Genomic DNA, 13,289 nt, shown 5'->3' on the forward strand with positions numbered 1-13,289 from the left:
AATGGAGGCTCTCTATGAGCGCTGTCAACACGCCTGCAGATTTCACCGACTACAAAGTCGCCGACATGTCCCTCGCTGCCTGGGGCCGTCGCGAAACCTTTATCGCCGAATCCGAAATGCCAGCCCTGATGGGTCTGCGCCGCAAATACGCCAGCGAGCAACCGCTCAAGGGCGCGAAGATTCTCGGCTGCATCCACATGACCATCCAGACTGCCGTGCTGATCGAAACCCTGGTTGCCCTGGGTGCCGAAGTGCGTTGGTCGTCCTGCAACATCTTCTCGACTCAAGACCAGGCCGCTGCCGCCATCGCTGCTGCCGGTATCCCGGTATTCGCCTGGAAAGGCGAGACCGAAGAAGAGTACGAGTGGTGCCTGGAGCAAACCATCCTGAAAGATGGCGCGCCTTGGGATGCCAACATGATCCTCGACGACGGCGGCGACCTGACCGAGCTGCTGCACAAGAAATACCCGGCCATCCTGGACCGCGTCCACGGCGTGACCGAAGAAACCACCACCGGCGTACACCGCCTGCTGGACATGCTGGCCAAGGGCGAGCTGAAAATCCCGGCCATCAACGTCAACGACTCGGTGACCAAGAGCAAGAACGACAACAAATACGGCTGCCGTCACAGCCTGAACGACGCCATCAAGCGCGGCACCGACCACCTGCTGTCGGGCAAGCAAGCCCTGGTGATCGGCTACGGTGACGTGGGCAAGGGTTCGTCCCAGTCCCTGCGTCAGGAAGGCATGATCGTCAAGGTTTCCGAAGTTGACCCGATCTGCGCCATGCAAGCCTGCATGGACGGCTTCGAAGTGGTTTCGCCGTTCATCGATGGCATCAATGACGGCACCGAAGCGAGCATCGACAAGGCTCTGCTGGGCAAGATCGACCTGATCGTGACCACCACCGGCAACGTCAATGTTTGCGACTCGAACATGCTCAAGGCCCTGAAGAAGCGCGCCGTGGTCTGCAACATCGGTCACTTCGACAACGAAATCGACACCGCTTTCATGCGCAAGAACTGGGCATGGGAAGAAGTGAAGCCGCAGGTGCACAAGGTTCACCGTACCGGCGCTGGCGATTTCGACCCGCAGAACGACGACTACCTGATCCTGCTGGCCGAAGGCCGCCTGGTTAACCTGGGCAACGCCACTGGCCACCCAAGCCGCATCATGGACGGCTCGTTCGCCAACCAGGTACTGGCGCAGATCTTCCTGTTCGAGCAGAAATACGCCGACCTGTCGCCAGCCCAGAAAGCCGAGCGCCTGACCGTGGAAGTACTGCCGAAGAAACTCGACGAAGAAGTGGCCCTGGAAATGGTCCGCGGCTTTGGCGGCGTCGTGACTCAACTGACCAAGACCCAGGCCGACTACATCGGCGTGACCGTTGAAGGTCCGTTCAAGCCGCACGCTTACCGCTACTGATTTGCCTGCGGCCCGCTGCCCTTGTGGGCGCGGGCTTGTGTGGGAGCGGGCTTGCCCGCGAATGCGCTATGTCAGTTAATGCATCCGGTGACTGACACACCGCTTTCGCGAGCAAGCCCGCCCCCACATTAAATCGGTGCATGACTTCCGGTATCTGAGTTTCATAGGGTTATTACCATGTCCCAAGACCGTCGCTACAGCTTCGAGTTCTTCCCGACCAAGACCGATGCTGGGCATGAAAAATTGATGGCGACTGCCAGGCAGTTGGCCAGCTACAACCCCGACTTCTTCTCCTGCACCTACGGCGCCGGCGGTTCGACCCGTGATCGCACGATCAATACCGTGTTGCAGCTGGAAAGCGAAGTCAAAGTTCCTGCCGCTCCGCACTTGTCCTGCGTGGGCGACAGCAAGGCCGACCTGCGCGGCCTGCTGACCCAATACAAGCAAGCCGGCATCAAACGTATCGTTGCCCTGCGTGGCGACCTGCCATCCGGCATGGGTATCGCCAGCGGTGAGCTGCGCTACGCCAACGACCTGGTGAGTTTCATCCGTGAAGAAAGCGGCGATCACTTCCATATCGAAGTGGCGGCTTACCCGGAGATGCACCCCCAGGCACGCAATTTCGAAGATGATCTGCAGAACTTCGTGCGCAAGGCCAACGCCGGCGCCAACAGCGCGATCACCCAGTACTTCTTCAACGCCGACAGCTACTTCTACTTCGTCGAGCGTGTACGGGCCATGGGTGTGAACATCCCGATCGTGCCGGGCATCATGCCGATCACCAACTACAGCAAGCTCGCACGCTTCTCCGACGCGTGCGGTGCCGAGATCCCACGCTGGGTGCGCAAACAACTGGAAGCCTACGGCGACGACGTCAAGAGCATCCAGGCGTTCGGCGAGCAGGTCATCAGCGAAATGTGTGAACGTTTGTTACAAGGTGGTGCACCCGGCCTGCACTTCTATACCCTCAACCAGGCTGACCCTAGTCTGGCGATCTGGAACAACCTCAAGCTGCCACGCTAAGGCCCGTTCGGTCGCACCCGGGCCCTCGTTGATACGGGGGCTTTTTTTGTTCATACCTCCCGGAATGGAAGCCTGCAGTACATGAATACAGCATCCCCGACTCCCCGCCCGCAGCTGGTTTATCTGGTATTCGGCGCCGAGACCTATCATCAGGAAGCGGTATTCAGCATCGCCAGTGCCCTGTCCCATCTGGGCGGCCCCCAGGACATGCCCCTGGACATCCAGGTATTCAGCGACAACCCCGAGCCCTATCGCGACCTGCCGGTGCACGTCCACACCCTGGACGACGCCACCCGCAAACGCTGGAGCGAGCCCCACGGCTACCATTTCCGCACCAAGCACGTGCTGTTGCGCCAGGTCCTGGAGACCGCGGAGCGCGCTCTGCTGATCGACACCGACACGTTTTTCCACGACTCGCCCATGGCCCTGTTCGAGCGCGTCGCCCCCGGCACCGTGCTGTGCAACGCGTTCCACGCCAAGTACGGCGATAACCGCGAAAGCGTGCTGTACGAGACCCTCGCCCAGCTCCTGGCCGACAAGGGCCTGGCCGATGACGACATGCCACTGCTCAACTCCGGCGTGATGGGCATGGCTCGCGAGGATGCGCACCTGCTGGACCGTTCCATCGAACTGATGGACGAACTGTTCCCCCTGGCCCAGGGCGCCTACACCCTGGAAGAGTTCTGCCTGTCGGTGGTCGCCTACCGCAGCGTCAACGTGCGCCAGTGCCCGGACCTGATCCACCACTACTGGAGCCGCAAGCAGCTGTTCCGGGCCAAGGTCAGGGCGTGGATCGCCAAGCACGGTGCCGCACCGACCTGCGCGCACGCCCTGGCCGACACTCGCCAGGTCTCCGCCCACCTGCCGCGCCCACCACGCCTGCAACGCCTGATGTACAAGCTGATCACCCTGGCCCTGCCCAAGCGCAAGCAGCAGTTCATTCGCGAAATCCTCTACGGCTGCTACGAGCACGAAAACGAGTTCGACCAGGCGTGCGGCCCGGTTTGGTGGGACAAGGCCCGGCAAAATCAGGCAGAGCGGCAGAAATCCCCCGTGGATGCTCATCAACTGGAGCGCTGGTTCGCCAATCCCCTGGTGCGCCTGATTCTGGGCGAGCGCCGTGCGGCGATCCATGCCCACCTGATGACCTCGGAGACAAAATAGCGCAGCCCGCAGATGCTTGTGCCAGAGCTTTTCTTTAGGGCCCGAGCGACGTAACCTCAGGGCATGCCCGTGATTCTGAAGCTTGCGACCGCTGCCCTTTTGACTTGCTTGAGCCTGGCGGCTTACGGCGAGAAATTGCGCATTGTCACCGAGCCCTGGGCGCCCTACGTCTATGACGACCGCGGCACCATGCGCGGGCTGGACTACGAAACCACGGTGATCGTGTTCCAGCGCCTTGGGGTCGACGTGGAGTGGCAGTTCCTGCCCTGGAAGCGCTGCCTGGCGATGCTCGAACAAGGCCATGCCGACGGCGCGCTGGATATTTTCCACAGCCACGAGCGCGACACCCTACTGCTTTACCCCAGCGAGCCGCTGTCGGAAGTCCAGTTCGTGCTGTACTACGCCAACGACCGCCCCCACCCTGCCGACACCCTTGACGACCTGCGCGGCCTGACAGTCGGCACCTCGCCGGGCTACCTCTACGGCGATGCCTTCAGCAGCTCCAGCTTGTTCAACCGCGAACCGGCACCCAGCCACGAAGCCAACTTCGGCAAATTGCTGCTGGGCCGCGTCGATCTGGTGATCACTGACCGCCGCGTCGGCCAGCATGTAATCAAGGCCCTGGGCCTGGAGGGCAAAGTCAGCCAGGCGCCGGTGGTGGTCAGCCGCCAACAGCAATTTCTGGCCGTACGCCGGGGCGCGGGCATGGACCTGCTGGTGCAGCGCTTTGCCGCCGAACTCAAGCGTTTCAAGCAGGAGCCCGCGTACATCGCTCTGAGCGCCCAATACGGTGGATTTCAAGCCAGTACGGCCTTGGAACACGCCGTTGAGCAGCAGGAAAGCAGCGCGCCGTGATTGCTCTGTTATACTCCGGCCTTTCCGCCAGGCTTACGCCCGGCCGCTGAGGTCTTGAAAAAGGCACCCAACCCCGCTACAGCGCAGCTTTCAGCCCCGCGCGAGCCGGTGGAGTGCCCGCCAGACGCAGCAGGACCGGACGGGATTGCGCTCCCCTAAGCGCCATTCACGCCCGGCAAGATTATCCCTTTGGGCCAAGCCCTAACTAGAACAGGATTACTCATGTCCTTTGCTTCCCTCGGTCTCTCCGAGGCTTTAGTCCGCGCCATCGAGGCAGCGGGCTATACCGAGCCTACTCCGGTGCAACAGCGGGCCATTCCCGCCGTGTTGCAAGGTCGCGACCTGATGGTTGCGGCTCAGACAGGTACTGGTAAAACCGGCGGCTTCGCCCTCCCGATCCTGGAGCGGTTGTTTCCCAACGGTCACCCGGACAAATCCCAGCGTCACGGCCCGCGCCAACCGCGTGTATTGGTCCTGACCCCAACCCGCGAACTCGCCGCCCAAGTGCACGACAGCTTCAAGCTGTATGCCCGCGACCTGAAGTTCGTCAGTGCCTGCATCTTCGGCGGCGTCGGCATGAACCCACAGGTTCAGGCCATGTCCCGTGGTGTGGACGTGCTGGTCGCCTGCCCGGGTCGTTTGCTCGACCTGTGCGGCCAAGGCAGCGTCGACTTGTCCCACGTGGAAATCCTCGTACTGGACGAAGCCGACCGCATGCTCGACATGGGCTTTGTCCATGACGTGAAAAAAGTCCTCGCGCGCCTGCCGGCCAAACGCCAGAACCTGCTGTTCTCGGCCACGTTCTCCAACGACATCACCGCCCTGGCCGGCAAACTGCTGCACAACCCGGAACGCATCGAAGTCACGCCGCCGAACACCACGGTCGAGCGTATCGAGCAACGCGTGTTCCGCCTGGCCGCCAGCCACAAGCGTGCGCTGCTGGCGCACCTGATCACTGCCGGTGCGTGGGAACAGGTGCTGGTATTCACCCGCACCAAGCACGGCGCCAACCGCCTGGCCGAATACCTGGACAAGCACGGCCTCACCGCCGTAGCCATCCACGGCAACAAGAGCCAGAACGCACGCACCAAGGCCCTGGCCGACTTCAAGGCCGGCAGCGTGCGTATCCTGGTGGCGACCGATATTGCTGCCCGTGGCCTGGACATCGACCAGTTGCCACACGTGGTCAACTTCGAGCTGCCGAACGTCGACGAAGACTACGTGCACCGCATCGGCCGTACCGGCCGTGCCGGTCGTTCGGGTGAAGCCATCTCCCTGGTTGCACCGGACGAAGAAAAACTGCTGAAAAGCATCGAGCGCATGACCAAGCAGAAAATCGCCGACGGCGACCTGATGGGCTTCGATGCCAGCGCCGTAGAGGCCGAGAAGCCAGAAGTGCGCGAGCGTCCGGACGTGCGCAACCCACGCAACCCACGCGGTCCGAAGGGCGATGGCCCGAACGGCGGCGGGGGCGGCGGCGGTCGTCGCGACAAGGGCAAGGACAAGGGCGGCAAGGAAAAAGCGCCGACCAACGGCCGTGGCGAACGCCCGGCCCGCGAGCAGAAGCCCCGCGAAGGCACCCCGGCCCGCGAACAGCGCCAGCCGAGCCAGCCGCCACGCGCCGCAGCCGACCGCGCCCCGGACGAGTTCCTCGACGACGACGTGGACAACTTCGGTAACCGCGTTGACTACGTGCCCCAAGCCAAACCGGCCCAAGGCCGTGGCCGTCGTCCAGGTGCCCCGGCCCAAGGCGCCGGTGCAGGTGCACCGCGCAATGGTCAACCGCAAGGCGGCCGCCAAAACGCCCCACGCAACAGCAGCGGCGGCACCACTGGTACGCCACCGGCCAAGCGCAGCGGCCCACGCAGTGGTGCACCCCGTGACGGCCAGGCGCGTCGCGAAGACTCGCGCAGCAACAACCGCCGCCCGTCCCGTGACGACCAGCCACGTTCGTCCGAACCAGCCGTGCAAAACCCGCGTGGCGGCCCGGCGCCGAAGATCATCCACAAGGAGTCGAAAGCGGATCGCTTCCCGACACCCGAGCAGTTGGATCAACTGCCAGGCCGTCCTCGTGGTGAGAAGCCAGCGCTGCTGACTCGCAACCGCTGAGTTTCAACGCGATATAAAAATGCCCCGCCTCTTTTGAGGCGGGGCATTTTTTATGGGCTCGACGCCGATCAAACCTGGGCCAGGGCTTGTGTGGGAGCGGGCTTGCTCGCGAAAGCAGTCTGTCAGTTAAAGATGTGCTGCCTGACCCGCCGCTTTCGCAGGCAAGCCCGCTCCCACAGTTGATTGGTGTTGCTGGGCTGTCAGCACTCGGCTGGAGATCGCCCAGACACGGCTAGTCCTCTGAGCTTTAGCGAGGCTGCGAAGGCGGCGGCACTGCTGGTAGAGACATTTCCCCTCAACCATAGAATCTCCCACAGGGGATCCCATTTCAGCTCAATGGTTGTCTGGAACTCGCAGGCATAAAAAAACCGGGTCTTTCGACCCGGTTTTATGTGCGAGCAGAAATTACTTCTGCTTTACACCTTCCAGCGAGATGTCCAGGTCAACGGTCTGCGAAGAAGGACCTGGGCCTTTGATGCCGAAGTCGTTCAGATTGACCGTGGTTTTGGCGTTGAAGCCAGCACGTTCACCGCCCCATGGGTCCTTGCCTTCGCCGTTGAACGTGGCCTTGAAGGTCACTGGCTTGGTCACGCCGTGGAAGGTCAGGTCGCCGGTCACGTCAGCAGTGTCTTTACCAGTCGGTTTAACCGCGGTGGAAACAAACTTGGCATCGGCGAACTTGGCAACGTCCAGGAAGTCTTTGCTGGCGATATGCTTGTCACGCTCAGCGTGGTTGGACCACAGGCTGGCGGTTTTCACATCGACGGCGATCTTGCTGGCTTCAGGCTTGGCGGCATCCCAGCTGAACGAACCATCCCAATCCTTGAAGGTGCCGTGAATGTAGCTGTAGCCCAGGTGGCTGATTTTCCAATCGATGAAGGCATGCTGGCCTTCTTTGTCGATCTTGTAGTCAGCGGCCATCGCGGAACCGGCGGACAACAGCGCAGAACCGAGTGCCAGTGCGGCGAGAGTCTTTTTCAACATGCTTTCTATTCCTTGTGAGTCGAGGTTGAACATCAGGCTTTGCGCCCCAGCATTCGCATGAGGGTCGCATCACGGTCAATGAAGTGGTGTTTCAATGCAGCCACGCCATGCAAGCCGGCGAAGACCACCAACACCCAGGCCAGGTACAGGTGCACCAGGCCGGCGTTATCTGCCTGGTCCGGTAGCCCGGAAACCACGGCGGGAATGTCGAACAGGCCAAACACCGGGATCCCGACACCGTCTGCGGTGGAAATCAGGTAACCGGCAATCATCACGGCAAACAGCCCGAGATAGAGGAACGCGTGGCCAAACGCGGCACCCATGCGAGTCATGCGGCTGTAGCTGGCCAACGGTGGTGGCGGCGGGCTGACCAGGCGCCAGACGATACGCACCAGCATGATGGCGAACAGCGTGATGCCGATGCTCTTGTGCAGGTCCGGTGCGTCTTTGCGCCAGGCGCTGTAATAGTCGAGGCCGACCATCCACAAACCCAGCGCAAACAAGCCAAACACCACCAGGGCCACGCCCCAGTGCAAAACCATGCTGACCCAGCCGTAGCGGGCCGGTGAATTGCGTAACTGCATGTACTTAATCCCGTAAGAGCTGCGCTCAAGACTAGCGATTTACCTATCGAATTAAAGCCGAAAATTTCGCTTTGAAATATCGAGAAATACGATCAAGAGACTATGCATAATAAATTAACAAGGCATTAAGACTATTCCTAAGAAACGTGACAGACCGTCCTGCGTTTACCGCGAATTAATTCTTATAGGGTTGTGACACGGCCGCCCATTGCATAGGCTTGCGCGATTGTTGCTTGAGGAGATGCAAGATGGGCTTGAATAACCAGTGGATGCAACGCGACCTCGCCGTGCTGTGGCATCCCTGCACCCAGATGAAAGACCATCAGCAACTACCGCTGATCCCGATCAAGCGCGGCGAAGGCGTGTGGCTGGAAGACTTCGAAGGCAAGCGCTACCTCGACGCGGTCAGTTCCTGGTGGGTCAACGTGTTTGGCCACGCCAACCCGCGCATCAACCAGCGCATCAAGGACCAGGTCGACCAGCTGGAACACGTGATCCTCGCCGGTTTCAGCCACCAGCCGGTGATCGAGTTGTCCGAGCGCCTGGTCAAGATGACGCCCGCAGGCCTGACCCGGTGTTTCTACGCCGATAACGGCTCATCGTGCATCGAAGTCGCGCTGAAAATGAGCTTTCACTACTGGCTCAACCGCGGCCAGCCAGACAAGAAGCGCTTCGTCACCCTGACCAACAGCTACCACGGCGAAACCATCGCCGCGATGTCGGTGGGCGACGTGCCGCTGTTTACCGAGACCTACAAGGCGCTGCTGCTCGACACCCTCAAGGTGCCCAGCCCGGATTGCTACCTGCGCCCCGAAGGCATGAGCTGGGAAGAGCACTCGCGCAACATGTTCCTGGTCATGGAACAGACCCTGGCGGAAAACCACGCCACCGTCGCCGCCGTCATCGTCGAGCCGCTGATCCAGGGCGCTGGCGGCATGCGCATGTACCACCCGGTGTACCTCAAGCTGCTGCGCGAAGCCTGCGACCGCTATGGCGTACACCTGATCCACGATGAAATCGCCGTGGGCTTCGGCCGCACCGGCAGCATGTTCGCTTGCGAACAGGCCGGCATCCGCCCGGACTTCCTGTGCCTGTCCAAGGCCCTCACCGGCGGTTACCTGCCGCTGGCTGCCGTGCTCACCACCGATGACGTGTACAACGCCTTCTACGACGACTACTCGACCCTGCGCGCCTTCCTGCATTCCCACAGCTACACCGGCAACCCGCTGGCGTGCGCGGCGGCGTTGGCGACGCTGGATATTTTCGAGACAGACAACGTCATCGAAAACAACAAGGCCCTGGCCCAGCGCATGGCCAGCGCCACCGCGCATCTGGTCGACCACCCGCACGTCTCGGAAGTGCGCCAGACCGGCATGGTACTGGCCATCGAGATGGTTCAGGACAAGGCCACCAAGACCGCCTACCCGTGGCAGGAACGCCGAGGCCTCAAGGTGTTCGAACACGCCCTGGAACGCGGCGCACTGTTGCGGCCGTTGGGCAGCGTGGTGTACTTCCTGCCGCCATATGTGATCACGCCGGAGCAGATCGACTTCCTCGCCGAAGTGGCCAGTGAAGGCATCGACATCGCCACCAACAGCAGCGTCAGCGTCGCGGTGCCACAGGACTTCCACCCAGGCTTTCGCGATCCGGGTTGATTCCCCACCTTTTTAGGCACCCTCGCCACCGTTATCTTGCTCCTGCACAGAATTTTCCAGAGAACAGAAATGAGATTGTCCCGCTTTTTCACCGACACCCCGCTGAGCCTCGGCGACGTAGAACTGCCCGAGGCCCAGGCGCATTACATCAGCCGCGTGTTGCGCATGGTCGAAGGCGACGCCGTGCAATTGTTCGACGGCTCCGGCCAGGAATTCCTCGGCAGCTTGCTGGAAGTCGGCAAGAAGCGCGTCACCGTGCAACTGAGCGAAAGCTTCGCGGGCCAGGCCGAATCCCCGCTGCACATCCACCTCGGCCAGGGCCTGTCCCGGGGCGAGCGGATGGATTGGGCGATCCAGAAAGCCACCGAGCTTGGGGTCAACGCGATCACGCCGATTTTCAGCGAGCGCTGCGAAGTGCGCCTCAAGGACGAGCGCGCCGACAAACGCCTGCTGCACTGGCGCCAGGTGGCGATCAGCGCGTGCGAGCAATGCGGGCGTTCGACGGTGCCGGTGATTCACCCGCCGCTGCTGCTGGCAGACTGGTTGAAGCAGACCGAGGCGCAGTTGAAGCTGGTGCTGCACCCGGTGGCCGAGCCGATGGTCAGCCATGCCAAGCCATCGAGCCTGGCGTTTTTGATCGGGCCTGAGGGTGGGTTGACGGACAATGAAGTCGAGGTCGCCCAAGCCGCCGGCTACCACGCTGCGCGCCTTGGGCCGCGGGTGTTGCGTACTGAAACCGCGCCAGTGGTGGCATTGGCTGTCGCTCAACAGCTATGGGGTGATTTCTAACCCTCTGCCTTTGCAAACCCAATCAAAAATGTGGGAGCGGGCTTGCTCGCGAATGCGGTGAGTCAGTCAGCTTAACTGTGGCTGACACACCGCATTCGCGAGCAAGCCCGCTCCCACATTTGGATTGGATTGCCAGGCAACTACTCCACCGGATCGCTGACCGGCTTGGCAATAATCGCCTTCAGCTCGCTGGTCATCGGGAACTCAAGGTTCAAGCCCTTGGGCGGAATCGGCTGTTCAAACCAGCGCTGGTAAATCCCGTTGATTTCCCCACTGCGGTACAGGTCACCGAGGGTCTCGTTGACCACCGCCAGAAACTGCGGGTCATCCTTGCGCACCATGCAGCTGTAGATCTCCCGCGACTGCTCCTCGCCTACCACCACCCAGTTATGCGGGTCCCGGGCCTTGGCACGTTCGCCGTAAAGCAACGCATCATCCATGTAGAACGCCGCCGCGCGGCCGGTCTCCAGCATCTTGAACGCCTCGCCGTGGTCCTTGGCGCTGATCACGAACATGTTGGCTTTGTGCTCGGCGTTGTAGCTCTTGAGAAAGCGCTCGTTGGTGGTACCCGCAGTGGTCACCACGTTCTTGCCGGAAAGGTCGCCGAAGCCTTTGATGCCGCTGTCCTTGGCGGTCAGCAACTGGCCCTTCACATAGATAAACCCGTAGGAAAACGCCACCTGTTTCTGCCGCTCGGCGGTCACCCCGGTAGAGCCACATTCCAGGTCGACGGTGCCGTTCTGCACCAGCGGGATACGGGTTTGCGATGTCACCAGGTTGTACTTCACATTCAGGTTGGCCACCCCGGTTTTCTGCTGGATGCGCTCGACGATCTTGTTCGCCAGCTCCACCGAATAGCCCATGGGTTTGCCACTGTGATCCCCCACGTAGGAAAACGGCACCGACGCATCGCGATAACCCAGGGTGATTGACTGGGCGCTGGCGATCTTGGCCAGTGTGCCGTCCAGCGGGGCCGTGCTCGCTTGGGCCTGTGCGGCCAATAACAGCCCGAGGGTGCAGCCGGTCAACAGGATCTTTTTCATTGTTATTCTCCGTTGGTCTTTGAGTTATTTACGTACAGCAATCACGCTGATTTCCACCAGCACACTGGGTCGAGCCAGTTCCGCTTGCAGGGTGGTGCGGGTCGGCGCCATGCCTGGCGAAAGCCACGCAGACCACTGCGCGTTCATCGGTGCAAAACCGCTGCTGATGTCCTTCAGATAAATCGTTGCATTGAGCAGATGATCCTTGTCGCTGCCTGCCTGGGCCAACAGCCCATCGATCTTGGCGAGGACTTCGCGGGTTTGCGTCGCCACGTCCTCACCGTCGCCTGGCACCTGGCCGGAGAGGAACACCAAGTCCTTGAACGTCACGGCGCCGCTCAGGCGTTCATTGCTGCTGATTCGGTTGATGGTCATGGGGGCATCCTTATGCCGCGCGGGGCGCCAGGCCCTGCATATCAATGGAAGTGACCTGTTGGTCGATGAGCTCGGCAAGCAGTTGGCCGCTGCCACAGGCCAGGGTAAAACCCAGCGCACCGTGGCCCAGGTTCAGCCACAGGTTGCGATATTGACCGGCGCCAATCAGCGGCACGCCGGTCGGGGTGGCCGGACGCATGCCGGCCCATTCCACCGCATGGGCATAGTCGCCAGCCAGGGGAAAAGTCTCCAGGGCCTGGCGTTTCATCAGCGCCAGGCGTTTGGGGTCGAGGCTGGCATCGAAACCGACGATGTCCACCATCGCCGCCACCCGCAGTTGCTCGCCGATGCGCGCGTAGACGATCTTGCGGTCGTAGTCGGTGATGCTCACGTTCGGCGCCCGATGCTGCGCGCCAATCGGCACGCTGAGGCTGTAGCCCTTGAGCGGGTACAGCGCCAGCGAGGCCCCCAGTTCAGCGCTGCGATAACCGGCGGCCAGCACCAGGTTTTCGACCGGCATCACCTCATCTCCCAACTCGATTGCCTGCACCGCGCCGTCGGCATGACGAATGCCAGTGACCTTGCGCCCCAGCTCAAAGCGGCAACGCCCCGAAGCTTGCAGCCGCGCCGCCAAACGCTGGCAGAAGGCATGACAGTCGGCCACTTCTTCGTTCGGTGTGTAGATCCCGCCGACAAAACCACCGCCCTCCAGCGCCGGTTCCAAACGTGCACAATCGGCGGCGGATAGCACTTGCTGTTGCAGGATGTCGGTGATTTTATTGCGCGCCGATTCAAAGCTTGCCGCAGTGCGAAAGGTCACCAGCTTGCCGTTGCGCCGCCAGTCGAAACCGTCCAGGCGATCCTCCTCGCGCCATTGCTGCAACGTCGCTTGGCTCAAGGCCGCCAGGCGCAGCAGGTGCGCGGCATTGCGCTGGTTCACCGAGCCACGGCAAGCGCCGAGGAACGCCGCCATCCAGCGCCATTGCCGAGGGTCGAGGCGCGGGCGCAGCTTGAGCGGCGAGTCACCACGCAGCAACCAACCGATGGCTTGCAGCGGCACACCGGCATCCGCCAGCGGGGCGACGTAGCGGTAGGACAATTGCCCGCCGTTGGCGAAGCTGGTCTCGCTGCCCAGGGTGTCGCGCGCATCGATCACCGTCACTTCATGGCCCGCACGCACCAGCGCATAGGCACTGGCCAGACCGATCACCCCACCGCCGATGATGCACACCATCCCCGCCACCTGCCGTTGCATTAAGAGGGTTCCAGCCTAGGGGCAGGTGA

Annotated in this window: 12 protein-coding genes; 7 read left to right on the forward strand and 5 right to left on the reverse strand. The window is 61.8% G+C overall.

Features of this window, described 5'->3' with window-relative positions; all coding sequences use genetic code 11:
* Window positions 1-14: 14 nt before the first annotated feature.
* The 5 genes from ahcY to LIY36_RS00920 all read left to right on the forward strand — a co-directional run bounded on the left by ahcY (window position 15) and on the right by LIY36_RS00920 (window position 6,575).
* On the forward strand, window positions 15-1,424 hold the full coding sequence (gene ahcY, locus LIY36_RS00900; protein ID WP_192299931.1) for an adenosylhomocysteinase: 1,410 nt from the start codon (window positions 15-17) through the stop codon (window positions 1,422-1,424).
* 177 nt (window positions 1,425-1,601) lie between these two features.
* Window positions 1,602-2,447, forward strand: a complete 846-nt coding sequence (gene metF / locus LIY36_RS00905; RefSeq protein ID WP_226454539.1) for a methylenetetrahydrofolate reductase [NAD(P)H] — start codon at window positions 1,602-1,604, stop codon at window positions 2,445-2,447.
* Between the two features lie 81 nt (window positions 2,448-2,528).
* Entirely contained in the window at window positions 2,529-3,611 is a 1,083-nt protein-coding gene (locus tag LIY36_RS00910; RefSeq protein WP_226454540.1) for a hypothetical protein, read from the forward strand.
* Window positions 3,612-3,674: 63 nt separating this feature from the next.
* Window positions 3,675-4,466, forward strand: a complete 792-nt coding sequence (locus LIY36_RS00915; RefSeq protein ID WP_226454541.1) for a substrate-binding periplasmic protein — start codon at window positions 3,675-3,677, stop codon at window positions 4,464-4,466.
* 222 nt (window positions 4,467-4,688) lie between these two features.
* Window positions 4,689-6,575 carry a DEAD/DEAH box helicase gene (locus tag LIY36_RS00920; RefSeq protein WP_226454542.1) on the forward strand — a complete coding sequence of 629 codons (1,887 nt, stop codon included), beginning with the start codon at window positions 4,689-4,691 and terminating at the stop codon, window positions 6,573-6,575.
* 405 nt (window positions 6,576-6,980) lie between these two features.
* On the opposite strand, the gene LIY36_RS00925 is transcribed toward LIY36_RS00920, so the two are convergent.
* Window positions 6,981-7,559, reverse strand: a complete 579-nt coding sequence (locus LIY36_RS00925) for a YceI family protein (RefSeq protein ID WP_192299936.1) — start codon at window positions 7,557-7,559, stop codon at window positions 6,981-6,983.
* Between the two features lie 32 nt (window positions 7,560-7,591).
* On the reverse strand, window positions 7,592-8,143 hold the full coding sequence (locus LIY36_RS00930) for a cytochrome b (protein WP_192299937.1): 552 nt from the start codon (window positions 8,141-8,143) through the stop codon (window positions 7,592-7,594).
* Between the two features lie 248 nt (window positions 8,144-8,391).
* Between LIY36_RS00930 and LIY36_RS00935 the strand changes: the two genes are divergently transcribed.
* Together LIY36_RS00935 and LIY36_RS00940 are read left to right on the forward strand one after the other, a co-directional pair.
* Window positions 8,392-9,798 carry an adenosylmethionine--8-amino-7-oxononanoate transaminase gene (locus tag LIY36_RS00935; protein ID WP_192299938.1) on the forward strand — a complete coding sequence of 469 codons (1,407 nt, stop codon included), beginning with the start codon at window positions 8,392-8,394 and terminating at the stop codon, window positions 9,796-9,798.
* 69 nt (window positions 9,799-9,867) lie between these two features.
* Window positions 9,868-10,587 (forward strand): 16S rRNA (uracil(1498)-N(3))-methyltransferase, encoded by a 720-nt coding sequence (locus LIY36_RS00940; protein ID WP_226454543.1) that lies wholly within the window; start codon window positions 9,868-9,870, stop codon window positions 10,585-10,587.
* Window positions 10,588-10,727: 140 nt separating this feature from the next.
* Here the strand turns inward: LIY36_RS00940 and LIY36_RS00945 are convergent, their stop codons facing one another.
* The 3 genes from LIY36_RS00945 to LIY36_RS00955 are packed head-to-tail and all read right to left on the reverse strand — an operon-like array spanning window position 10,728 to window position 13,248.
* The gene (locus LIY36_RS00945) at window positions 10,728-11,630 is read right to left on the reverse strand and encodes a transporter substrate-binding domain-containing protein (RefSeq protein ID WP_226454544.1); all 903 of its coding nucleotides are present in this window, start codon (window positions 11,628-11,630) and stop codon (window positions 10,728-10,730) included.
* Between the two features lie 24 nt (window positions 11,631-11,654).
* Entirely contained in the window at window positions 11,655-12,005 is a 351-nt protein-coding gene (locus LIY36_RS00950; RefSeq protein ID WP_192299940.1) for a RidA family protein, read from the reverse strand.
* 10 nt (window positions 12,006-12,015) lie between these two features.
* Window positions 12,016-13,248: a D-amino acid dehydrogenase gene (locus tag LIY36_RS00955; RefSeq protein ID WP_226454821.1), complete on the reverse strand. Its 1,233-nt coding sequence runs from the start codon at window positions 13,246-13,248 to the stop codon at window positions 12,016-12,018.
* Window positions 13,249-13,289 lie beyond the last annotated feature (41 nt).

It is taken from the genome of Pseudomonas sp. AF03-9 (assembly GCF_020515815.1).
Lineage (GTDB): Bacteria > Pseudomonadota > Gammaproteobacteria > Pseudomonadales > Pseudomonadaceae > Aquipseudomonas.

What these genes read in the sequence shown, in the direction of transcription:
- LIY36_RS00920 (WP_226454542.1), top strand. Translation starts at nt 4,689, where the DNA reads ATGTCCTTTGCTTCCCTCGGTCTCTCCGAGGCTTTAGTCCGCGCCATC.
- LIY36_RS00930 (WP_192299937.1), bottom strand. Translation starts at nt 8,143, where the DNA reads ATGCAGTTACGCAATTCACCGGCCCGCTACGGCTGGGTCAGCATGGTT.
- metF (WP_226454539.1), top strand. Translation starts at nt 1,602, where the DNA reads ATGTCCCAAGACCGTCGCTACAGCTTCGAGTTCTTCCCGACCAAGACC.
- LIY36_RS00910 (WP_226454540.1), top strand. Translation starts at nt 2,529, where the DNA reads ATGAATACAGCATCCCCGACTCCCCGCCCGCAGCTGGTTTATCTGGTA.
- LIY36_RS00950 (WP_192299940.1), bottom strand. Translation starts at nt 12,005, where the DNA reads ATGACCATCAACCGAATCAGCAGCAATGAACGCCTGAGCGGCGCCGTG.
- LIY36_RS00940 (WP_226454543.1), top strand. Translation starts at nt 9,868, where the DNA reads ATGAGATTGTCCCGCTTTTTCACCGACACCCCGCTGAGCCTCGGCGAC.
- LIY36_RS00925 (WP_192299936.1), bottom strand. Translation starts at nt 7,559, where the DNA reads ATGTTGAAAAAGACTCTCGCCGCACTGGCACTCGGTTCTGCGCTGTTG.
- ahcY (WP_192299931.1), top strand. Translation starts at nt 15, where the DNA reads ATGAGCGCTGTCAACACGCCTGCAGATTTCACCGACTACAAAGTCGCC.
- LIY36_RS00915 (WP_226454541.1), top strand. Translation starts at nt 3,675, where the DNA reads ATGCCCGTGATTCTGAAGCTTGCGACCGCTGCCCTTTTGACTTGCTTG.
- LIY36_RS00935 (WP_192299938.1), top strand. Translation starts at nt 8,392, where the DNA reads ATGGGCTTGAATAACCAGTGGATGCAACGCGACCTCGCCGTGCTGTGG.
- LIY36_RS00945 (WP_226454544.1), bottom strand. Translation starts at nt 11,630, where the DNA reads ATGAAAAAGATCCTGTTGACCGGCTGCACCCTCGGGCTGTTATTGGCC.